This is a genomic window from Pseudidiomarina salilacus, assembly GCF_047323925.1.
In the GTDB taxonomy this organism is placed as follows: domain Bacteria; phylum Pseudomonadota; class Gammaproteobacteria; order Enterobacterales; family Alteromonadaceae; genus Pseudidiomarina; species Pseudidiomarina salilacus.
In genome coordinates this window covers 419,595-440,980 of the sequence record NZ_CP178751.1, presented here as the reverse complement: position 1 = coordinate 440,980, position 21,386 = coordinate 419,595, and the positions used below count along the sequence as shown (strand labels likewise).

20 protein-coding genes are annotated in these 21,386 nt (G+C 47.3%); 9 read left to right on the top strand and 11 right to left on the bottom strand.

The genetic code is table 11. The annotated features are described in order from the left end of the window. Positions 1-3 precede the first annotated feature (3 nt). The 5 genes from ACJ8W9_RS02040 to ACJ8W9_RS02020 all read right to left on the bottom strand — a co-directional run bounded on the left by ACJ8W9_RS02040 (position 4) and on the right by ACJ8W9_RS02020 (position 3,751). Positions 4-984, bottom strand: coding sequence for a hypothetical protein (locus ACJ8W9_RS02040; RefSeq protein WP_411358250.1), 981 nt, complete (start codon positions 982-984; stop codon positions 4-6). Between the two features lie 88 nt (positions 985-1,072). Continuing rightward, entirely contained in the window at positions 1,073-2,125 is a 1,053-nt protein-coding gene (locus tag ACJ8W9_RS02035; RefSeq protein ID WP_411358249.1) for a hypothetical protein, read from the bottom strand. 81 nt (positions 2,126-2,206) lie between these two features. Then, positions 2,207-2,455 carry a hypothetical protein gene (locus ACJ8W9_RS02030; RefSeq protein WP_411358248.1) on the bottom strand — a complete coding sequence of 83 codons (249 nt, stop codon included), beginning with the start codon at positions 2,453-2,455 and terminating at the stop codon, positions 2,207-2,209. A 4-nt stretch (positions 2,456-2,459) separates the two neighbouring features. After that, positions 2,460-2,798 (bottom strand): hypothetical protein, encoded by a 339-nt coding sequence (locus tag ACJ8W9_RS02025; protein WP_411358247.1) that lies wholly within the window; start codon positions 2,796-2,798, stop codon positions 2,460-2,462. Between the two features lie 35 nt (positions 2,799-2,833). After that, positions 2,834-3,751 (bottom strand): ADP-ribosylglycohydrolase family protein, encoded by a 918-nt coding sequence (locus ACJ8W9_RS02020; protein WP_411358246.1) that lies wholly within the window; start codon positions 3,749-3,751, stop codon positions 2,834-2,836. 122 nt (positions 3,752-3,873) lie between these two features. Here ACJ8W9_RS02020 and ACJ8W9_RS02015 point away from each other — a divergent pair, with 122 nt between their 5' ends. From ACJ8W9_RS02015 to ACJ8W9_RS02000, 4 genes are read left to right on the top strand one after another with little or no spacing between them, the layout of a single operon-like run. After that, the gene (locus ACJ8W9_RS02015) at positions 3,874-4,827 is read left to right on the top strand and encodes a hypothetical protein (protein WP_411360153.1); all 954 of its coding nucleotides are present in this window, start codon (positions 3,874-3,876) and stop codon (positions 4,825-4,827) included. Beyond that, complete coding sequence (locus ACJ8W9_RS02010) at positions 4,820-5,941, top strand: helix-turn-helix transcriptional regulator (RefSeq protein ID WP_411358244.1); 1,122 nt, start codon at positions 4,820-4,822, stop codon at positions 5,939-5,941. Before ACJ8W9_RS02015 ends, ACJ8W9_RS02010 begins: the two co-directional genes overlap by 8 nt. Then, positions 5,938-7,095 (top strand): exonuclease SbcCD subunit D, encoded by a 1,158-nt coding sequence (locus ACJ8W9_RS02005; RefSeq protein WP_411360151.1) that lies wholly within the window; start codon positions 5,938-5,940, stop codon positions 7,093-7,095. The genes ACJ8W9_RS02010 and ACJ8W9_RS02005 overlap by 4 nt, the downstream gene beginning before the upstream one ends. A 10-nt stretch (positions 7,096-7,105) precedes the next feature. Further along, positions 7,106-10,174, top strand: coding sequence for an AAA family ATPase (locus ACJ8W9_RS02000; protein ID WP_411360149.1), 3,069 nt, complete (start codon positions 7,106-7,108; stop codon positions 10,172-10,174). Between the two features lie 75 nt (positions 10,175-10,249). Here ACJ8W9_RS02000 and ACJ8W9_RS01995 read toward each other — a convergent pair whose 3' ends face one another. Continuing rightward, positions 10,250-10,705: a hypothetical protein gene (locus ACJ8W9_RS01995; protein WP_411360147.1), complete on the bottom strand. Its 456-nt coding sequence runs from the start codon at positions 10,703-10,705 to the stop codon at positions 10,250-10,252. Between the two features lie 254 nt (positions 10,706-10,959). Between ACJ8W9_RS01995 and ACJ8W9_RS01990 the strand changes: the two genes are divergently transcribed. The 5 genes from ACJ8W9_RS01990 to ACJ8W9_RS01970 are packed head-to-tail and all read left to right on the top strand — an operon-like array spanning position 10,960 to position 16,286. Further along, on the top strand, positions 10,960-12,129 hold the full coding sequence (locus ACJ8W9_RS01990; RefSeq protein ID WP_411360146.1) for an ankyrin repeat domain-containing protein: 1,170 nt from the start codon (positions 10,960-10,962) through the stop codon (positions 12,127-12,129). Further along, on the top strand, positions 12,126-12,629 hold the full coding sequence (locus ACJ8W9_RS01985) for a hypothetical protein (RefSeq protein WP_411360144.1): 504 nt from the start codon (positions 12,126-12,128) through the stop codon (positions 12,627-12,629). The genes ACJ8W9_RS01990 and ACJ8W9_RS01985 overlap by 4 nt, the downstream gene beginning before the upstream one ends. An 11-nt stretch (positions 12,630-12,640) precedes the next feature. Beyond that, positions 12,641-13,045: a hypothetical protein gene (locus tag ACJ8W9_RS01980; protein WP_411360142.1), complete on the top strand. Its 405-nt coding sequence runs from the start codon at positions 12,641-12,643 to the stop codon at positions 13,043-13,045. 5 nt (positions 13,046-13,050) lie between these two features. Beyond that, positions 13,051-15,189, top strand: coding sequence for a RecQ family ATP-dependent DNA helicase (locus ACJ8W9_RS01975; RefSeq protein ID WP_411360140.1), 2,139 nt, complete (start codon positions 13,051-13,053; stop codon positions 15,187-15,189). Beyond that, positions 15,186-16,286 carry a DNA-processing protein DprA gene (locus ACJ8W9_RS01970; protein WP_411360138.1) on the top strand — a complete coding sequence of 367 codons (1,101 nt, stop codon included), beginning with the start codon at positions 15,186-15,188 and terminating at the stop codon, positions 16,284-16,286. Before ACJ8W9_RS01975 ends, ACJ8W9_RS01970 begins: the two co-directional genes overlap by 4 nt. Positions 16,287-16,315: 29 nt before the next feature. On the opposite strand, the gene ACJ8W9_RS01965 is transcribed toward ACJ8W9_RS01970, so the two are convergent. Genes ACJ8W9_RS01965 through ACJ8W9_RS01945 form a run of 5 tightly spaced genes read right to left on the bottom strand, consistent with a single transcriptional unit; the run spans position 16,316 to position 21,384 of the window. Then, positions 16,316-16,798: a hypothetical protein gene (locus ACJ8W9_RS01965; protein ID WP_411360136.1), complete on the bottom strand. Its 483-nt coding sequence runs from the start codon at positions 16,796-16,798 to the stop codon at positions 16,316-16,318. After that, positions 16,792-17,379 carry a type II toxin-antitoxin system MqsA family antitoxin gene (locus tag ACJ8W9_RS01960; RefSeq protein WP_411360134.1) on the bottom strand — a complete coding sequence of 196 codons (588 nt, stop codon included), beginning with the start codon at positions 17,377-17,379 and terminating at the stop codon, positions 16,792-16,794. Before ACJ8W9_RS01960 ends, ACJ8W9_RS01965 begins: the two co-directional genes overlap by 7 nt. Positions 17,380-17,389: 10 nt before the next feature. After that, positions 17,390-17,812: a hypothetical protein gene (locus ACJ8W9_RS01955; protein ID WP_411360133.1), complete on the bottom strand. Its 423-nt coding sequence runs from the start codon at positions 17,810-17,812 to the stop codon at positions 17,390-17,392. A 55-nt stretch (positions 17,813-17,867) separates the two neighbouring features. Beyond that, positions 17,868-18,737, bottom strand: a complete 870-nt coding sequence (locus ACJ8W9_RS01950) for a restriction endonuclease (RefSeq protein ID WP_411360131.1) — start codon at positions 18,735-18,737, stop codon at positions 17,868-17,870. Between the two features lie 4 nt (positions 18,738-18,741). Beyond that, entirely contained in the window at positions 18,742-21,384 is a 2,643-nt protein-coding gene (locus tag ACJ8W9_RS01945; RefSeq protein ID WP_411360129.1) for an ATP-binding domain-containing protein, read from the bottom strand. Positions 21,385-21,386 lie beyond the last annotated feature (2 nt).

Below are 21,386 nucleotides of genomic sequence, written 5' to 3'. Positions count from 1 at the left end.
TCCTTACAGTTGTCGTAATTGCTTGAGAAACTCGTTCTTAAAGCGTTTGGGATGCTTGATGGTTAAGTCGTAGAGATAAAGCTTACCTGAACAGCCGATATAAAAAATCTTATCGATCGCCCGCGGTGCTACCGAGTATTTCTCGGCAAGCTCGTAAACAAAGTGCACGGCATCTTCTTGCGAGACAGTGTCTTTGCCTAGCATGGCTGCTACACCGCTGATCACATGTGTGTCAGGCTTCACAAAACCCGTATGACCTAAATCTGCGAGGAAGCTCCCAGCAAGTGCTGGTCCGTATTGATGAATGCCGGACTCGACTTGGCGCACAAGGCGTTGCGCCGCTTGCGCATCGTTGACGCAAGCGTTCATGTCAGCCCATAAGGCCTCAGCGTTAGAATCGTAATGCTTATGTAAGTAAAGCAAAGCACTATAAATACCTGTGAGAACCTTTGCCCAATTGTCATGACCGAGAAAGTGTTTGGCGACGCCAGCTTTGACGCGTTGTCCCCCGCGCAGTTTTTTCAAGCCGTTGATCGCGATGCGATCAACGTCATCGTATTCTTGCGGATTGGCAGCGACGGCGCGTTGCCAGCATTCTGCAAAGTAATCATGGTCAATCATCTGCGCATAATCAAAGTCGCCTTCGAAAGGCGCTAATACGCGCTTTGCTACGGTTTTATGGGCCGCACCGCGACTAACGTAGCCCACCGCTTGCCGGTTCAAGTGCGTACGAACCATCACTCGAATGACTCCGCGCATCGTCTGCGTCGGCTCAAACGAAAGTTTGTCGTTAATTGACGAATAGTCACCTTGCGCTAATAGCTCGCGGATCTGCGCGCTAGAGCTGTCGAGCAACGGCATTGCATAGTTTTCTGGATCAAGATGGGATTCACAAATGAAAGCAGCGGCGTCCCGCAAATTGGGATAGGTTTGCGCGAGGCCGCTGGCAATGTGGCGTTGAAACAGTGACGCAAGTGGATACATAGGGCAAACTCCTTGAACGATTAAAGCTGAAATGTATTGATTTAAAACGCAAACATCGTATCAATCTTGCGCGACATAATAAGTCACGCTATTTGTCGGACCCGTTTGCAAATTTAGCAATGTTATTTTCATCAATATGCAAATAAAAACCTTTGTTTTTAAGGCAGTTAGTGATGAATATCAGCATTCGTCCGCGCCGTCTCCTAGCATCGTTCACGTAAAGCCTATCGCTCCAGGTTTGCCACTTGAGCGCAATTAGCAAAATATTTTGCTCTGTGCACCAATCACGTTTAACGCGATCAAGCTCTTTGCGCCGTGGGAGGTTGCCCTTGCCATGTACATCTTGATAATGATGCACACCTTGTATTTCGATAGCGAACTTACGCACATTTTCATGCTTAGGTTTTGCCAGAATATCGAGTTCAAGCGGCGTCCCCTCTTCTCGCATTGGGAAGCGATGACCATGGAGAAGTTCGTAGTTGTCGTCGAATAAATGCATTAAGTCATCGATAACAAAATACTCTGCGGACGACTGGCCGCGCCCAATGCGCTTATCGTTCTTGACGTCTTCAACGCAATTGAGAAGGTAGTCAACTACGATGGAGCTTATGAGATCGAGAAGTTTATCGCGACTCAACTGAAGTCTTTTGTTTATCCCGTTAAGAGGAACCCGCTGCATCTCCAACTGGTACTTGGGCTCAACCTTTGCTTTTTCTGGGTCTTGCTTATCATCGTAGTGCGGGTAATGGTGCGGGACGCGGAACTCGAGATTGACGTCTGAGGGGGTGATGCTGACGTTTAGCAAGAAATAGTCTTTAGAATACTTGCTGGGCTTGTTGGTCGATAATTTTGCAAAGGCAACATACCAGCAATTACCTTTCCACCCATTCTTAATCTCATCATGGCTCTCTGGATTCTCGGGCCCTTTTCGTTGAATTTTAGAAACTGTGAGTCTGTATTCGTCACCTAGGGCAAGCATTTTTTGTTGAAGTTGTTCGAGAAAATCCGCAGCCAGATTTGCGGAATCCAATATCGATTTCCCTTTAAAATATCCACTCGTGAACGTCATAAAATCAGCGAAATCATACTCACGATTTGCCAAAAGCTGCTCGAGTGATTCTGGAAAGGTGTACGTTGCCATTAGTATTCCTATTTTTCTTTGTAGAGATATCTACAAACTTTAAAACATCTAGAAACCAAATTAAAAACATATTTTATACACTTAATTACGTTCCACCACGAAATCTAAGTACTCCCCTTCAGTTAGAACCGCATCCACCTCGCCGAGCTCGGTCAGCTCGCCCTCGCGGTAGTAGCTGCAGTCCGAGAACAGAGGATGGATATCGACCAGTAAAGACGAGCCCGAAGGCTCGCAATCCTCATCAACTTCGGCTTTGGTGCGCGCAGCGGCGAGCGCCAACCATTTAGCTGTTGCTTCTTCTGAAAGCGTGATCACTAAACGTTTTGTCATTATTTCAATCCTTAATGCGCAGGTTGTCGCTGTTCCGTTTGGCTAGAAACAGTCCCAAAATGGCGCCGAAGCCCATGGCTTTGAGCATGCCGGGCTTGTCCATTTTATAGCCCCAGGCGAGCAATAGAGCGGCTTGTCCGGCGAGGTAGCTCAGAATTGGATGCCCTGGGGTGAAGAAAAAGCCGAAGCAGATCAACGACCAAATCGGGTGATAGGTAAACATGTACCAGTTAATTTGGATGATGGCCCACAGAAAGATGAACACCCATTTAAGAATTTTAAATGCGATCCACAGCATGACTGCAGCAATCGAGAATTGCTTAATTAATTCGCCAAGTTCCATTGTCGTTCTCCTCTGTCGGCATCAGACCGCCAAAACTAATCTAAAAAGCGCGCACCAGATGCGGCATGCAGCCACTCTGGACGCCTACTAGGCTTGGCATTTTGCACCGCATGCAACCAAGTCTCAGGAATAGCGGCGACGCCGTCGCGGGCACCAAGCAGCGCGCCGACAATGGCAGCATTGGTGTCCGTATCGCCGCCCTGCAGCACTGTGGTATGCACGGCTTGTTGCCATGGCGTTTCGTTAAAGAGGTGATAAAGCGCGTTGTGCAGCGCGATCCGCACCCAGCCCATGTTGGTATAGAAATCAGCAATAGTTGTGTGGCGGGCTTGAACTACGAGATCGCTAATACTGTCGAGTTGGTAATCTGCAACCAAACGCTGTGCTTTACGATGTAGATCTTCGCCAGATAAAGCTTGCTGATTTACCAACAGATGACGGATCAGCATGACAAACAGCTGATTGGCTTGCAGACACACTATGTTTGGGTGCGTTAGTTCGGCATCTTGGCGCGCCCATTCGGCAGCGGTTGCTTCATCGGTTAAATCACACATGACCGCAAGACCGCACGCACGCATCAGTGCGCCGTTGGCCTCACTGGAAGTGTTATGGTAACCACGAATAGCGCTTGATATCGTCATGCCGCAATCAATGGGGTGGCTGTCGTACCAGTCACGATAATTAGCCATGGCACTGTCTGGATCGTAGCCAACGAACTCGCCTTCGCCGGTGTGCATGGATGCCAACAACGCAATCGCCATTTCAGTGTCGTCGGTCAATTGTCCGCACTGAGCGGTCGGAAACACGGGGCTTGCAGCGAGCTCGCGAATGCCTTGCGGATAAATTTCGGCAATCGCATCCTTGGTTTTAAATTCGACCATGCTACCTAGCGCGTCGCCAACGCATTGCCCCCAGTAGCACCCTTGTCGTTTATCTTGTATGTTTAATTGCATGGCATGACCTCCTTGGTAACTTTTCATCTAAATGCCGTTAGCAATTAACGTACACAACTTGTGCGACACGTCATGTCGATCAACTCAGTTAGGATGAGAAAAAATTTACAAGGACGCCGAACATGCAACCGCGCTATTTCATCATTCAACATAGCCCTCAGGTGCCACCCGCGCACCTCGATTTCGTCGGTGGAAAAGAGACTGTGGATGGTCATCTTGTCGTGCGTGCTCTGACTTGGGTGATGCGCGTTAAAGATGCCCTGCCCTTAGAGCACGTGCAATTATGGTTTGCCGACGGCAGTGACATCTACTTGGTGGAACGTTCAGCGAGCGGCTCCCGACTGTGGCTGTGCGTTCCCGACGATAGCCAACCAATTACTGACTGGTCACGCGAAGCGATTGTCAACCACGATAGCGCCGCGCTAGATGAGTATTGCGAATGGCGCCTGAATCACGGCCGAGTGCAAAACAAGCATGGCAAGCTTGAACAGCTGCGCGAAAACCGCGACGCGGCAGCGCAATTGATTAAAGATTTAAATCTAGACGTCGATAACGATTCGATTGGCTTTTTCCGGCGCTACCGCTCGTTGGAGCAGCTGCGTCGTCACGCGTTCAAGGCACAAAGTGCAACGGATAGCGCAGCAACTGGACTTTGGCATAGCCAAACCCTTCGAGCCGATATTTGCGAAGCGCTACAACAGCGGCAAGAGATTGCGCAACTACAAAACATGCTTACCGAGCTAAAACAGCAGGCTCTAGCCGCTTTTAATACCCGTGAGCAACAACCACTTGTCGTTGAGATTCATCGTGAATGTCAGGCTACCGAAGCAAAGGTTGCTAGGTTAGAAAGCGCCGTCGAAGCGACGATCCGCCGCTATAACCTCGCTGATCTAGGGCTAGAAAATACGCTAGAGAAACTTGAGGACAGCGTAGCGCGACAAGAGCAGGAACTGGCTCATTTTGAACAGCTACAGCAGCAAGCTGAACACAACTTCGAAGCATTTCGCCGTTGGCTGCGCTTAAACAGTGCCGTGCAACGAGCGGAAGAGCTACACGAGGAACAAGCCCATGGCTAAGAAAGCATCTATTCTAGCGCGCATTGAGCGAATCAAAACACTCCTAGATGTAAAACCTATGTCTGCGCAAGAACTCGCTCAGAAGCTCAAAGAAGATTACGGTATTGACGTAAATGAGCGCACGGTGCAGCGAGACTTAATCGACTCGGTTGGCAAAAGTGGTATTCGCAAACACGGTAAACCTAAGCATCGGAGCCCGCAGTTGTGGACACACACAGCACCAACCTTAGATCCGTCAACCAAGAAAAATAAAGGTCCTGACTTTAACGAAGCTGCAGCCTTAGCAACACTTATTGCTGAGCGACACCTAGAGGGTATTCGACATCCGCAACTAATGAACAAGCTCAAACCGCTCTTTGAGTTTGCACATCAAGTGTTGGAGTACAACACGGAAAACCATAGTTTGATCGCCAACTGGAATCGATCAGTGGAGTACGCACCTTCGGACCATCAGTTGCAAGCACCCGACATTGATGCGCGGCTGTTCGAACGTTTGTTGAGTGCAGTGTTCAAACGCGAACTGATCGACGTCGATTATGTGCACCATCAGGGCGACACACCGACTGCACGACGCGGCAACGCGCTGGGGATCATCTATCGCGGACGTGTGCCTTACCTCGCCTTTCGCTATTTGAAGAAGCATCCCGACGATCGTGACTACACAGTCTTTTTACCGATTTCACGAATTCTTGCTGCGCGCGCTGTGCTCACCGATACCCAGGTCGTCGCCGAGTTTAATTTAGCCGATGAAAGCAAGCGCTTTAACATGACCATCGGGGATGATTTCGTTCTTGAGATGCAAATATTTGATTCGGTGCGGCGTGAAATTCAAGATGCGCATCTTGGTAAAAATCAGGTCATTCGCCCGATTGAAGGTCACAGCACTATTTTTTGGCTGCAAGTTGAGGTGCCATACAACCAGAATCTAGTGAATTGGCTGATTGCGCGCTCGCCTTATCTAAAAGTGCTCGGTCCAGTACCTTTCCGTCGCATGTTTTATCGAGATATTAAACGCGCTGCCGCGATTGATGACGCCGAGTTTTTAACCGTGCCACCGCCAACAGATAAGACCTTTGTGTCATTTGACGAAGAAGAAAAGAGAAATCCATCATGAAGCTATTACACACATCAGATTGGCATTTAGGCCGCATTTTTAATCAGCAATCATTGTTGGATGATCAGGCGCATGTTCTCAAACAGATCATCGACTACGCAAAAGAGCACAACGTTGATGCAGTCATTGTTGCTGGTGATATTTACGATCGGGCTTTGCCGTCCGCTGAAGCTGTTGGCCTGCTCGACCGCACACTGACTCGCCTCATCCGCGAACTTAATACTCCGGTTGTGATGATTTCGGGCAATCACGACGGTGCGCAGCGTCTTGGCTTTGGTTCAGAATTACTCAAGCATTCCGGCTTGCATCTTTTCACTTCATTCAGCCAACTACTGCAACCAGTGCAACTGCAAGCTAGCTTCGGCCAGGTAAACATCTGGGGGATACCCTATTGCGACCCAGAAAACGTCAACGACTACTTTAAGGTCAAAACCACCGACCACCAAACTGCACAAGAGCATGTCACCGGAGTGCTCAAAGCGCATATTGCAGAAAACTTCGATACCAGTGCAGCGCACGTGGTCGTGAGCCATAGCTTTATTGCTGGCGCCAATACCAGCGAGTCAGAACGCCCGCTTAGCATTGGCGGTGCCGAGTGTGTCGATGCGAACTTATTTAAAGACTTTGATTACACCGCCTTAGGGCATTTGCACCAAGCGCAATTCCGCGGCTATGACCATGTCCGGTACAGTGGCTCACCGCTCAAATACAGCTTCTCGGAAGTCAAACAAAAGAAATCGGTCACCTTGGTTACCATCGCCGACGATAAATCGGTCACAACTGAATTGCTGCCGCTGCGCGCCATTCGAGACGTGCGTGTGCTCGAAGGCAAGTTCGATGAACTGTTGGCGCGCGGCAAAGACGATCCAGCAGCGAATGATTATCTGCAGATCAAACTCACCGACAAAGAAGCGATTCTGGATCCGCTGTCTCGGTTACGCGTGGTTTACCCTAACATTTTGGACCTGACCAAAGTCGCTTTGGAGCGCGATGCCTCAGCGCCTCGACGCACCCGAGAACAACTCGGACGACAACCGATTGAAGTCATCAACGACTTCTATAAAGAAATGACGCAAGACAATTTGTCGGAGGAGCAAACCCAGCTGCTCAGCGAAATTTTGAACGAGCTCAACAAAGCCACCGACGACGCATAAGGAACTGCAAATGAAACCGCTCTATCTAGCCATTACGGCATTCGGCCCTTTCGCAACCACCGAAACGGTGAACTTTGATGACCTCGGCGAGCATCCACTCTTTTTGATCAACGGACCAACTGGAGCCGGTAAAACGACTCTGCTCGATGCCATGAACTTTGCTTTGTATGGCAGTTCTACTGGCGATCGCAGCGGTGCATCAATGCGCTGTCATCACGCGAGTAGCACCCTTGAAACTGAGGTGACGTTTATTTTCGCGCTGGGTGATGCCGTTTACCGCGTCGACCGTAAACCTGCACAAACAACTGCAGCCAAACGAGGTGGTGGTGAGACCTCGCGCAAGCCCACAGCGCTGCTCTATAAAATCGTCACTCAAACTGGCGAGCCCGATGAATGGGAAACCGAACTTCTAGAAAACTCATTGACTGACGTAACCAAGCGCGTGAATGAACTTATTGGTCTAAATGATGCGCAGTTCCGCCAGGTGGTCGTATTGCCACAAGGGCGTTTTCGAGAATTACTGACCGCCAAATCCGAAGAGCGTGAATCCATTCTCGCAAGTCTCTTTAATACCGCAGAATTTCGCCGTATTGAAGATGCCGTGCGCGAACGGGCGCAGCAGGTCAACAGTCAGTACCAGGAGCTCAAAAATCAACTCAAAGCCCAATTAGAAAATGCTGGATTCCAATCGGTTGCGTTGGCAAAAGAAAAGCTAGCAGCAGACGAGGAGCCCATTGCGCAAACGAAACAAGAGCTTGAGGCATTAAGAACCCAGTTAGAACAAGCACAAAAAACACTCACTCAAGCGGAGGAGTTGAGCAAGCGCTTTCACAGCCTCGCGCAGAGTGAACGGAAACTTGAAGGGCTAAATGAACAAGCCGAAGTTATCGCTGCCGCCGAGAAGCAACTGAGTGAGCATGATGCCGCTAAGCGTATTCAGCCAGAATGGCTCGACTTCCGTCAGTCCCGCGAAGCGTTAAGCGCCCGCGAGCAAGCGTTACACCAAGCGCAACAGCAGCTTGAGCAAGCGTTGCAGGCACAGCAACAAGCAGTTGTAGCGTTAGCCAAGCACGAACAGACACCAGCGCAAATCGATAAGTTAAAAATTGACGTGACCCGTTTTGCCAAACAGCTCGAAGACTTACAAACGGTTAGTGCCACGCAGCAGCAGCTCAAACTCAAAACGCAAGAACGTGACACGGCGCAAGGGAAAATGGCCGCCATCGCAGTGGCGTTAGAACAGACCACCGATGCCATTACCGGCACCAAAGAAGAGCTGAACAAGTTAAATCTGGCTGTACAGCAACACCAAAATACCGAAGCGAAACGTGAGCAATTGCAATCACAACTGAAGCAAGTGCAGCAGCGCGATAGCTTACAGCAACGTATCAAGTCGGAAGAAGCAGCGCTCGTTGAAGCTAAAACACCATTAGCTGCTGCGGAGCAAGCCATGAAGGATGCACAAGCGGCAAATCAACGACTGCGTTTGCGCTGGCACCAAGAGCAGGCCATTGCACTGGCAAACGAGCTGAGTCCAGGCGAGCCCTGCCCAGTTTGTGGCAGTACCGAGCACCCAGCTCCGGCCCATGCGACACATGACACTGAGCTTGTGAGCCAAGAGCAACTCGATGCCGCCGACGCAAAACTGTCCAACGTGACTGCCGAACTCGAAAAGTTACGGCTCAAAATTAACGCTGCAGAGACCACCCTTGCAAGTTCACAGCAACAACTTAAAGCGCAGTTGCAGGAGTTAGGTGACTTAGCGGAACGTTCTGCCGATACTGTGCAACAGCGTCTCGATGAGCTTGCGACACTCGAAAAGCAGCAAGCACAGCAGAAACAAACATTGACCGAGATGACGTCTCGCTTAGAGCAACTGCATGAAAAAGCGCAGAAGCACCAGGGGCAGGCCACTGAGTTAGGTACCCAGTTACATAACGTTGAATCCGATATTAAGGCACTTGAATCGCGTCTTGATACCCTTGACCCAGATAAAACATTGCGTGCACTCTCTGCTGAGTCGATCGAGAGCCAACGTAACGCGACCGAGCAGCAAATAGAACAATTGCAAACCCAACAAAAGTTGGCAACGGAACAAAAAGCAGCAGCAGATAACCAAGTCGCCGCGGCAAAAAAAGCGCATGAAACGAGTATTAGCGAAGAAGAAACTGCTCGTGCTCGCTTGCAAGCTGCAGAAAAATCGTGGCTAGCTAAGCTCGCTGAATCGAAGTTTATCGACGCTGATGCATTTACCAAAGCGCTGCTTGAGAATGACGTGGAATCGCAGCTCAAGCAACAAGTGGAAGAACACAAACAGCAATTGCTTCAGGTAAAAACATTAATCGCCCAAGACAAGGAAGCTATCGCCGACCAAGAAAAACCAGACTTGAGTGTTTTGCAAGCAAAGGTCAACGAACTGAAACAAAACGGCGCCAGTATTGAGCATATCCTGCAGAGCATGCTTACCAAACAAGAGCAGTTGCGTAGCATGATTACGGAGTATGAAAAGCGCGTTGCAGAATCGACACAGTTGGAACAAAAATACCGTGTGATTGGCATGTTGGCGCGCACGCTCAGCGGTGACAATCAGTTGCGCATGAGCCTGCACCGCTTCGTGCTCGCGATTCTACTTGACGACGTGTTACACGAAGCCTCAGTGCGGTTAGAGCAGATGACCAACAATCGCTACCGCCTAGTGCGCCGCGAAACCGTGGGCGACCGCCGGCAACACGGCGGACTCGAGCTCATGGTCGACGACACCTACACGGGGCAAGAGCGCGAAGTGAACACCTTGTCAGGCGGTGAGAGCTTTATGGCTGCACTCGCCCTCGCCCTGGGCTTGTCCGACGTGGTGCAAAGCTACTCCGGTGGCATTCGTATCGACACCCTCTTCATTGACGAGGGCTTCGGCAGCCTCGACAGCGAAGCACTCGATCTTGCCATCAACGTGCTCGCCAACCTGCGTGCTAGCGGCCGCACGATTGGTATTATTTCGCACGTGAACGAACTGAAACTGCGGATCTCGAAGCGTATTGATGTGCTACGTGGCGTTGGTGGGAGTACGTTGCGGGTTGGGTGAGTTCAGTTTCATATTTTCTAGTTTATTGATAACAGAAAGGCCCTGTTCAATGGGCCTTTACCCACATTTGAAAATTTAGTCTTCATACAACGCGTCAATCAATTTACTCATTTCTGCAAGTCCTGCAGCGGTTACTGGGAACGCGTATTCTGGACCGTTTTTACGTCCAACCTTGGGTAAACGAATGAGTACGAACTTGCTATCGTCAGGATTCACAACAAACGCAAAATCGCGGGTCGTGCCGTCGTTGACCGTAAACTTAAGGCTTGATCGATTTGACTGCGCTTGGATACCATTCGCGTATAGAAACGGCTTAGTATATTGACCAGCATAATTTACTTTTTTGATGTCAACCCCGAGATTGCCATCAAGCACTCGAAGCGCGTCGTCAAAAGCATTTGTTACAAAACGGTCGACATTTGTTCGTGCTTGATGGCGTCCATTTTGTTGTACTTTGAATTGACGCTCTGCACCATTAGGATTGTAAGCGCAACTTGTGTAAGTTAACTCCAGATTACCTGTTAGGTTCATGTTTTATCTCACTTATTAACTCTGACCTTGAGGCTTGACGTACACGGCGACTGATTTGCCGTGTGCACCAAACATACCAAACTTATGCAACATGATGTGTCTTGTTGGTTGATTGCGACAGAAAAAAGCAAAAGTATCTGACTCCCACCGGTGAATGCGTAACTAGATTGAGCCGTTTGTATTAAAACTACTGCACACAACCGTTACTTTTTTGTATAGTAGAACGAGTTTCATCACCAAAAATAGACAAGATTATGACTGACCTCCAAACCATCGTGTCAAACGGTGATATCGTCGCCTTAAAAAGCATTTTGACAACCAAAAGTGAAGACTTCGATGACGATGATATTGCTGAAGAGCTACCCGAGCTTTTCGTTGACGCTATTAATCGAGGCTTTGAAGAAGCCGCAAAGTTAATCGCTAAAGACAAGCGGTTTAATCCAAATGATAGCGACGGTGCGCCGTTGGCAGAGGCAATTAGAAAGGGTTATTTAGAGCTCGCCTCACAGCTTTTGAAGCGAGGTGCTAACCCAAACCAATATCCTGAATCTGACGCTGCACCACTGTTCACAGCGCTTAAAAATGAATATTTCGACCTAGCCGAAGAACTGCTGCAAAACAATGCAGAAATTAATGTCCGTAATGAGCAAGGGTGGACACCTCTAATTTGGGCCGCCATAAAAGGATACAAAAGTATTGTTGAGTTCCTCATTAAACATGGAGCGAACGTCAATATTTGCAACGATGACGGATGGAATGCCGTAACGGGTGCGTATTTTAAGCAACGAACCGACGTCGTTAAACTCTTGCTTGAAAATGGTGCGCGCTTTGGTGCAACATTTGCGGAAGCAGCATTAATCTCAAGCTATGACCATGGTTACCTCGATACGGCCATGCACCTCATAAATGATAACGTCAATCCTAACATCGCTAATAAAGCCGGTGAGCACCTCATTATTCTTGTAATCAAACGTGGCGACCAAGAAATTGCGAACGCGTTGCTGAAAAACGGTGCTGATGCAAACGCTCGCTCGACAGATAATGAAACAGCATTAAACTTGGCACTTTCATTAGGTCATTATTCGATTGCGGCATCTCTTATCGAAAATGGCGCAGCAGTAAATATTTCGAACGAAAAGGGCTGGTCGCCGCTTCTTTATTCGGCTTTTATTGGCAACAAAGAGCTTTGCGAGCTTTTACTAAAGCATGGCTCGGCTATTAATAGCAAAACACCTAACGGCGCTACACCTTTGATTATTGCGGCTCAGGAAGGCTTTACTGACATCGTGACCTTGTTACTCAAAAACGGTGCCGACACGCGACTTCGAACGGGTAAGGAAGGCGATGCTATGAGTTACGCTGTAAAAAATAACCATGCATCCGTGATCGAATTATTACAAAGTCACGAGCGTATCAATTCATGATTCATGAACATGAAGTTTTCGATGCTGTGCGGCGTGGCTATACGGAATTCGAAAATGCCTCGAGTACCGATATCATCGATTACTTCGAATCCCTAGATGATGAGTCTTTGATAGGACATGTCAGTAATATAAAGGGGATCCTTTTTGAGCAGGAGTATGTTGACAACTTAGAATCCCAAGGAATAACAGCAGAGCTATTTGGCGCAACAAATCATCCAGGTACAGATGTTCAAATGCTCGGCGATAACGGAGATATTGTAGAACTTCAACTTAAAGCTACGGATAGTGTTAGCTATATTAATGATGCCATCGCCGATGACCCAGAAACCGCATTTGTTGTCACTTCCGAAGTGGCATCTCAATTTGATCCAAATCTAATAATCGATTCAGGAATTGAAAACGCTGCTCTCGAAAGTGCAGTTTCTGAAACATTAATGGATGAGGCTGTTAATCCGGTTAGTCCTTTATCAGTTATCGGCTGGGTTCTCGGAATATTTTAAGGGGGTATCCAATGCATTTATCAATACTTTTAATCACATCCACCCTCCTCGCTGCAACAGCGCCTGCAGCGACACAAAATGCGGCAAACACTGAAGTACAGGTGAAGAAAAGTCGATCGGGTTACTGTCACTACACCTCGAGCGAATATTTTGCAAAAACCTATCGGTTTGAAGCTTTTCCAACACTCGCCGCCTGTATGAACTCAGGCGGTAAGATACCTCCAGGTCCGACAGAAGACTATGGTAAGGATACTAAGGTTAAGTTCAGCTCGAGTATGATTTGTCACAACGAAAGCAGTGAATGGTTTCAGCAGACTAAGAACTACGTGAAGATGAATTCAATTAAAGAATGCCTTGCACAAGGTGGACGGTTGCCATTAGGACACAAGGGCAACCAAGAGCAACATAAGGATTAGTCACCATGATATCTAACGGACTAGCCAGGTTTTATTCTAAAGGACTGGAGCAACTGCGCAAGATGACTGGCGTTGCTAATGCGCACTTTCGTGATAGCCAATGGGAAGCTATCGAAGGTTTAGTGCTCAAACGAAAACGCGAGCTTGTCGTTCAAAAAACCGGCTGGGGGAAAAGCGCAGTCTACTTTATCGCCACTAAGCTATTACAAGAAGAAAAAAGAGGTACCACACTCATTATATCCCCTTTGATTTCATTGATGCGCAATCAAATTCAATCGGCGGAAAAACTCGACCTCTATGTCGTTACATACAACTCCTCTCTAGAGAAAGAGGAGAAGCAAAACAATGAGAGACTGATAACCTCCGGAATCGCCGATGCTGTTTTGATTGCACCAGAACAACTTGGGCAGAGCTATTTTGCTGCAAATATTTTACCTAAGATCAGTAACAAAATTAATTTACTGGTTGTAGATGAAGCTCATTGTATTTCGGTTTGGGGACATGACTTCCGCCCTGATTATCAACGAATTGTACGTATTGTGAAAAACCTCCCGAGCAACATTCCTGTGTTAGCAACAACTGCTACAGCCAATGATCTTGTAATTGACGATATCAAAGCTCAATTAGGACAGGACATAGAGGTGAAGCGAGGTGATTTAACACGCAAATCATTAGAGCTCCATACACTTCAATTACGAAGCAAAGAAGAGCGTCTGGCGTGGTTGGCCAACTACCTACCAACAACTTCAGGCACAGGGATTATTTATACGAAGACCACTAGGGATAGTGAAGTTGTTGCTCAGTATCTTATCAAAAAGGGTATTAAAGCTGCCTGGTACCACAGCAACCTCAAAGAACAGCAAAACTCGCGAGAAGAGCTAGAGAACCAGCTGTTAAACAACGACATCAAGGTATTAGTCGCAACTTCTGCATTAGGTATGGGATTCGATAAACCCGACATTAGCTTTGTCATCCATTATCAAGCACCAGGCAGTATCGTTGAGTATTATCAGCAAGTGGGGCGTGCCGGGCGTGCCATTGACCATGCCACAGGTATTTTGATGGTTGGCAAGGAAGACCAACGGATTCAAGAGTTTTTCAATCACAGCGCCATCCCTAAAGAAACTGACGTCAATGAGTTGTTGCGGGTGCTCGATGAGTATGACGGGCTAAGACTCTCAGAAATTGAGCCCTACGTGAACTTTTCAGTGAATAAGATCAGACAGATAATTAAATACCTTAGCTGTGAAGAGCTACCTCCTATAATTAATATTGAGAACTCATACGTGAGAACTCAATATGACTATACGTATCCGACAGAAAAAGTCGCAAGGCTTATTAAACTGAAAGAAGCAGAATGGCATAAGCTGCTTGAATATTACGCCTATGACGGTTGCTTAATGCAATACTTGGCAAAAGAGTTAGACGACCCGCATGCCCAACCATGCGGTCACTGCCAAAGTTGTGATCCAACACTCAGACTTGATACCACCGTCTCACAAGATGATCTAGATGACGCCACTAGTTATCTAAAAACACGCTATATCCCAATTGAACCACGAAAAACCTTTGCTAGCTCAGGAGCTAACGCTTTAGCAATCTACGAGAATTACGGGTTCAAAACTTATTCAAATAGCGCTTATAGAGTCGAACCTGGATTAGCACTTTCATCATGGAAAGATGGCGCCTTAGGCGACCTCGTTGCAGCAGGCAAGCAAGCTAACCATTTCAGTGATGAACTCATCGCTCCAATGGTCGCGATGATAAACTCAATGACTTACGATAAGCGCCCTACCTGGCTTACTTATGTGCCATCTCCACGCCACCCTAATCTCGTTAAAGACTTTGCCCATCGGTTAGCCAAAGCTCTTGGCGTCGAATGTAAAGATACAGTTCTCGTAAATGAGGTGCGCGAACCACAGAAAACAATGGAAAATGACTTTCATAGGTGCAAGAATTTAGACGGTGCATTCACGATCGATGAATCGCAAGGTTATGCCAATCCTGTGTGGCTTATTGACGATGCAGTCGATTCTCGTTGGACTTTGACCATTGTCGGCGCGCTCCTACGCCGTGAAGGCGCCACCAAAGTCTACCCGATGGCACTTACAAGTACCGCGAATTCAACCAAGGCTGACCTGTGATCTCTGCAAATACACAAGTAAAACTACTGTTAACTTGCCGCTTTGGCGGTCGCAACGAAAATGATGCGAAGCCCTTTAGCGTGAACGAATACGCTTACTTTGCCGTCTGGTTATGGCAGCAGAAGTTAAAGCCTGGTGACTTACTGGATAGAAACTCGATTGAACAAGCACTCGATAAATGGAACGAGCCAGCAACTCATGAACGTGCACAACAAGCAATTAAGCTACACGGCCTTAAAAAAACTATAGAGAACATCAGTGCTGAACGTATTGAACAATTGCTCGCACGCGGTTTATCACTATCACTTGCACTCGAAAAGTGGAATGCTGCGGGTGTCTGGATCCTCGATCGCGAAGCGCCAGAATACCCACCGCAATTTAAAAAGCATTTGAAACACCAAAGTCCAGCAGTTCTATTTGGCGTTGGTAATAAGGAGCTCCTTCACATTAAAGGAGTTGGTTTTGTCGGCTCACGTAGCGTTGAACCCGAAGATACCAAAGCAACAGAAAACTACGTCACACAAATTACCCAATTGGGCTATCAGGTGATTTCTGGGGGCGCTCAAGGCGTTGATGAAACCGCGATGTTAGCTGCATTAACGAGCGAAAACACTGCAGTCGGCATACTCTCGGGCGACCTGCTAAAGTTTAGTACCAGCGGTAAATGGCGCTCGCACATTCGCGATGGAAACCTTGCATTATTGAGCATCAGTGAACCCGAAGCGCGATTTACCCCCGTAGCAGCCATGAACCGCAATAAGTTCATATACATGCTATCTGAAGCATGCGTTGTCGTGCGCTCTGACGAAAGAGGCGGGACGTGGTCAGGTGCGACTGAGGATCTAAAAAAGGGCTGGGCCCCCCTACTCGTTTCAGCGCATAAAACGCCAAACTACGCTGGCAACAGTCAATTAATTGAGGGGATCAAAGGACAGGCTTTACGGGCGCACGAAGTGAATTTTGATAACCTGCACGACGTACTTGCAAAGGATTCGAAATCGGTGCCGCTACAAGCCTCAACAGAACACGAGGCCGAGGAAGAGCCGTCAGCCCTGTCTGGAGATAAACAGTTAGGGCTTGGGTTTGATGACGGGTGATGGGGAAACTTGAAAAGCTAAGCGTAAACTTACTCTTCTTCAGGCGCATCAACCTTAGAGCCCTGGAACTGAGTTATCGGCAGCATAACGCGAGGTAAACGTAAACGGTCACAGTGATTAGTCAAAAACTCGCGCCAATAGGGCCAAACGTGGATGCCACAGTTCTTAATGGCAAATTCTCGCAACCCTTCTTCGCTGACCTCTTGCTTCAGTGAGTAACAACCGACGATTACACATTCGATTCGTGCTATGACGTGCTGGGCCTGTTCACTCCCTTCTATCTTGTTTTGCCGGGACACCCAACGTACCCCAGCTTCAAACGAAAAACACACGACTTTTTCATTTTTTACGTCTTTCAATTCAAACTCTTTAACGCCAAACTTGTGTTCGATATCGAACTCTCGTTCATCAAAATTGAAGGTGCGATCGGTTACGACAGCATCAATTTTATCGAAGTAAACGTCGTTTATTCTCAGATTAGCAATTGCGTTCTGGAGCTCTGTACTTAACATTCTTTGCAATCCTCCCAGCCAACAACCCCAAATTGCTTATCGCCTGCATATTCAATCTGAGTTTCCGCCACTTGCATGAAATTCTCATCTACGTTGTTTTCATTTGCGGCGTCTTTCGCCAATGAATGCCAAATAGCTGGACGAATAACATTCGATGATACAGTGAGCCCAACTTTGCTACGGAGCTCTTGATACACGTCAGGAAAGCGATCAGCTAGGCGCATTAATTTATCCATCGCCTCTGATTGCGTCACGTCATCACTCTCATATTTTGAGAATGCAACCGCACCGCCACCAAAAACTTTAGCAGCCTCTTTTTGTTTCAAACTCAAACGCTCGCGCAGAGCCTTTACCTCAGCGCCTGTTAGTAAACCATCAACTTCCTTCTTAAACGCCACCATGCGACGTTTATTATCGCGTGTTTGCTGCGGCAAGGTCATCTCTACGCCACACGTATCGCACTCACAATAATCGGTGCTAAGTTCTCTCGTTACTGATTTATAGGTGACTGTGTTCACCCCTTGCTTTTCTTCTAAGGTTCCTTCCCCACACAAGTCACACATCACTGGATGTTTACTCATGTTTCCTCTCCTATGTTGACGGATGGCACGACACCATCAGCAAAAGTTTGCCGTTCTGATTGATGGCAAACTTCAAATACATTTCGCAGTCCATTTCTTTGCCTACTGCCTCAACCCAAAATTTGTCTATAACGACATAGTCGTCACAGGCGACAATAGCTTTCGCGCTAACGCGGCACCAAACCGATTTTCGGTAGCGGCCTCCACGCACTGCGTTTCTAATCAGCCCAGCAAGATCTTCATTATCGAGCTCAAGAGCCTGTATATCGTTCCTACATTTTTTAGTCTGCGGTCTTATGACATCGCTATCGCCGAGCAAAGCAATGATCTCATCGGCAGAATAGAGAGGCTCAGTTCTGATCAACCGCTCTCCCTCATTCCAATTCGTTGGAGGATCATCCTGAAATCGGCTGAGAATCTTATCATTTACCATTATGGTAAGTCCATTATTTAATGCAAGTTCAATTTGCTAGGTAAAGTCATATATTTCATAACGACAAAAACCAATCCGGTTTCAGCGTAACTTTCTCAACCAGCTCAGTTTTGACACCAAGCTCCAATTCTTTCAGCTTATCTGCTAGTTGCTCACCGTCGATGAGGTCAATCGGCGGCACACCATCGCGATTGGCTTCTTCGATTGCGCCTTTGGTAAAAGTGCCTGTGGTTATGAATAAGCCACGGTCAGAGCGGCCAACGGTGGCGCCACGAAAATCACGTATTTCACCTGCTCCGACTGAGCCGCGATATTTTTTACATTGGAAAGCGATGTGGAAGCTCATTAAACCGTTAATGCGCGCAATGCCACGTCCGTCGATACCACCGTCACCAGTTCGGCCGGTTACCTCCACATGAATGAAACCTGATTCCCGTAAAATGCGTTGCGTTAAACGCTCAAACGCATCAGGTGTCATTTCGTCAATCAGAATTCGGTGAAGTTGCTCACGCCAAGGCTGTGCCTCCTCAGGCACGTCAGAATCGGTTGAATCTACATCCTCAGACGACGAGTCCAGATTACCTTTACGAGTTACATATCCGTCCATTTCGCGAACGTAGCGAACGATTTCGGTAGGGTCCACTTCTGGGTTTTCACGACCTTTCTCAGTGAGCGCCCATACGCCACGTCGAGAATTCTCTAAGAACCCCGCTTTCTTAAGATAAGTTCTGGCCCAGGCTAGACGATAGGCTATTTTCGACTGGCTTGAATTTTCCGGATTCTGCAGGACCGAAGTTACTTCCTCTGGATACCCCTCTTGCTCGATCACTTCTTCGTACATTTCGTCAACAGAAGCTGAGCCGCCGAGCTGATGGAGAGCTTTGAGAAGAGGATTCATTAGCCGATCGTAGGTTGGAACCTGCATACGTTCACCCCTCCAGCCATTGATCTGTGAATAATGCTCGCACAGGCTCAAGTTTCTCTGGCAAACGATTACAACATGTTAAGCCAAGATAGGTTGCGGCGCGCGTTGCTCCAACGTACAAATATCTGTCGAAAAGATCTGGATTACGCTCTGCTAAGTCATCGACATCCATAAAGAAAACCGCCTCAAACTCTAGACCTTTGATATGCTGTACATCAAAGACACGCACATCTGTTCCTTCCCCTAGTGATTGGCCTTGGTGGCAGGCTACCGCTTTTAGATTGTACTCTTCCAACCGTTCTGTAAGCTCTCTAGCGGTCTTCTCAACCAGATTTTCATCATTGACTAATACAGCTGTAGTAGGCATCTTCTTTACTTGCCTCTCCACTTCCACAACGCGTTCTGCAACCCAGTTTAATCGTTCGGTTAAAGACGATGTCTCAATTAAGGCCGGCTCGACACCCTCATGAACACTATCTCCTGGCAGCTCCCCAGCCGTTTTTGTATCTCCGTGTTGGCTCTTCAGTAGCGCTTTGGCGAAACCATTAAGCTTTCTACTCTGACGATAAACTACGTTGATCGTACGCTCACCTATACCTGTTGCTGCCCAATCTAGCTGTTTTTTGCTTCTAATTCCTTCCGATGTGATTCTCTGATTGAAATCACCGCACGCAAAAAATGACTTAGTTTCCAAGCTTGTTAAATTGTACATGCAACTTAATTGAAGGCTTGAAAAGTCTGTGGCTTCATCCACCATTACTTGGTTTCTGAAGTTACTTTTGATGTCTCGTAAGAAACTAAAACGGCTACTATCAAGTTCTCTGACTACGAATGACTCGCTCAACAAAGCTCTCGCATTTCGAAGCAGTAATAGGACAATCGCATCAAGCTCCGTTGATGTAATTTTTTGATGGTCTACTTTATCTGCAAAATAAAATGAGTTGTTCTTCAAAAGAGCTTTTCTGAAGTCTCTATAACTTTGGGCAACATTCGTCACAAACATTTTTTTGCTGTTAGTGAACCGACGAATACTATTTTGAACAAGCATCAAGCGGCCGATAGTGCGACGGGACTCCTCCGAAGGCACCTGATCGCCTAAGAAGTCAATTATCATCTTCGCGCGAGACTTTGCGCCCAACTTTTTCCCTTGTGCCGCCACTCGAGATAGTGACTTGATAGCCTTCATGTATTCATTCACGACAGTTCTCCGAGTCAACGTAACATCATTGTCTGCCGGTTCGTCGTCATCGTTATCGAAGGTATCGTCATCACTTTCTACCTCGGGTTCAATGCTTAAAAGGAACTCCTTTAAATCATCGAAAACTGCTTGATTTCTGTTAAAGGTTAAGTTCACTTCCTTTTTTAATAAAGAGTCTGTTTCTTCTTTAACTGCGGCCAAACGCAACAACAATTCTGATTCGAGAGCCGCTAAGTCACGATAAATAGCGAGTAGCGATTTGGCTTCGATATTGTCGAGTTTTGACTTAAGCTTTTCAAATAGCTCCATTCCGAATTCATTTGAAACTTTAGATAATTGCTCCAATCCAGCATTCAGCTGTTGTCTTATTCTATTCGCATGAAAATCTCGAAAGGCTTCGAACCATTGCTCGGGCTTCTGCACAACATTCGGCGTTAGACTCTCAAAACTTGAACTTGGCTTGAAGGTACCTCCGTTCGCGCTGCGGAGAATTCCAAATTGATTGCGAGCAAGGTCATCTCTATATTTTGTCCAGGTTCTAACTTTGTCATCAGAAGCAGGAACGCCCTCTCGACTGAATGCTTCTTTAAGGTAATGTTTAAGCAAATCCGAAGGCGTAAACATGATCCAGCTCTGTTCATGTGCGACTTCTCCGTGCGAACGCTGCACTAGAGACTCTTCCTGAGGCGTCAGCGCATCAGGGTTTAACTTTTGGCTAAGGCGTTTAATAAGAGTGGTCGTTTTTCCCGTTCCCGGTGGACCAAGTAAAATAAGTTGATTATTCAGTGGTAGGCGATGGATTTCATCTTGAAACCGATCGAGCAAAGGTTTATCACGCAGTTCCATTGACGTCAAAACTTGATGTTTGACACCTTTAATAACAACGTTATCGCTATCCGACGCAGATAACCATGCATCTAGGCTACTGTCACTTGGAAGCAAAGCCCGAAGTGATTCTATCGTATAAACGTCATCATTATCATTCCGGTACTGCGTATCGACAGAATCCCAGTCATCATCAAACCTCGGCTGAAAACTATCAATTTCCTTGATGTAATGAGTAATCCCTCTAACTTTAAACTCCTCACCCGGACTCAACGCTGCTAATCGCCCAACATCAGACTGATAACTCGCGAACTTTGTCCCAGAAGGGAGCGTAATAGTCGATCTACGGCCTATATAAAATGTGTATTCATTTCCGTTCTGATCTTCGGTGACTACTCGCGCAATAGCTGGCTCTCGAAGAAGACGCTCATATGCTTCTCGGCTATCCCTTTTGATAACCCGAAGATTCTTATGAGCTTCAGCCCCTGTAAATGAATTGCTGTTCGCAAATACATCTGTTGTGTTACCGCTATTCTCCTTGAGCTTTTCCCGCACGGTCGAAGCGATCTCTCTAAAAGTAGCTAACGACTCATTTGCAAGTTGTTCAAAATCTTTGTTTTCCATAT

Bases quoted from the DNA above. Each gene is read 5' to 3' on its own strand.
- ACJ8W9_RS01975 (WP_411360140.1), top strand. From the start codon at position 13,051: ATGATATCTAACGGACTAGCCAGGTTTTATTCTAAAGGACTGGAGCAA.
- ACJ8W9_RS02015 (WP_411360153.1), top strand. From the start codon at position 3,874: ATGCAACCGCGCTATTTCATCATTCAACATAGCCCTCAGGTGCCACCC.
- ACJ8W9_RS01955 (WP_411360133.1), bottom strand. From the start codon at position 17,812: ATGGTAAATGATAAGATTCTCAGCCGATTTCAGGATGATCCTCCAACG.
- ACJ8W9_RS02035 (WP_411358249.1), bottom strand. From the start codon at position 2,125: ATGGCAACGTACACCTTTCCAGAATCACTCGAGCAGCTTTTGGCAAAT.
- ACJ8W9_RS02005 (WP_411360151.1), top strand. From the start codon at position 5,938: ATGAAGCTATTACACACATCAGATTGGCATTTAGGCCGCATTTTTAAT.
- ACJ8W9_RS01995 (WP_411360147.1), bottom strand. From the start codon at position 10,705: ATGAACCTAACAGGTAATCTGGAGTTAACTTACACAAGTTGCGCTTAC.
- ACJ8W9_RS02020 (WP_411358246.1), bottom strand. From the start codon at position 3,751: ATGCAATTAAACATACAAGATAAACGACAAGGGTGCTACTGGGGGCAA.
- ACJ8W9_RS02025 (WP_411358247.1), bottom strand. From the start codon at position 2,798: ATGGAACTTGGCGAATTAATTAAGCAATTCTCGATTGCTGCAGTCATG.
- ACJ8W9_RS01980 (WP_411360142.1), top strand. From the start codon at position 12,641: ATGCATTTATCAATACTTTTAATCACATCCACCCTCCTCGCTGCAACA.
- ACJ8W9_RS02030 (WP_411358248.1), bottom strand. From the start codon at position 2,455: ATGACAAAACGTTTAGTGATCACGCTTTCAGAAGAAGCAACAGCTAAA.
- ACJ8W9_RS01965 (WP_411360136.1), bottom strand. From the start codon at position 16,798: ATGTTAAGTACAGAGCTCCAGAACGCAATTGCTAATCTGAGAATAAAC.
- ACJ8W9_RS02000 (WP_411360149.1), top strand. From the start codon at position 7,106: ATGAAACCGCTCTATCTAGCCATTACGGCATTCGGCCCTTTCGCAACC.
- ACJ8W9_RS02010 (WP_411358244.1), top strand. From the start codon at position 4,820: ATGGCTAAGAAAGCATCTATTCTAGCGCGCATTGAGCGAATCAAAACA.
- ACJ8W9_RS01945 (WP_411360129.1), bottom strand. From the start codon at position 21,384: ATGGAAAACAAAGATTTTGAACAACTTGCAAATGAGTCGTTAGCTACT.
- ACJ8W9_RS01950 (WP_411360131.1), bottom strand. From the start codon at position 18,737: ATGCAGGTTCCAACCTACGATCGGCTAATGAATCCTCTTCTCAAAGCT.
- ACJ8W9_RS01990 (WP_411360146.1), top strand. From the start codon at position 10,960: ATGACTGACCTCCAAACCATCGTGTCAAACGGTGATATCGTCGCCTTA.
- ACJ8W9_RS01960 (WP_411360134.1), bottom strand. From the start codon at position 17,379: ATGAGTAAACATCCAGTGATGTGTGACTTGTGTGGGGAAGGAACCTTA.
- ACJ8W9_RS01985 (WP_411360144.1), top strand. From the start codon at position 12,126: ATGATTCATGAACATGAAGTTTTCGATGCTGTGCGGCGTGGCTATACG.
- ACJ8W9_RS02040 (WP_411358250.1), bottom strand. From the start codon at position 984: ATGTATCCACTTGCGTCACTGTTTCAACGCCACATTGCCAGCGGCCTC.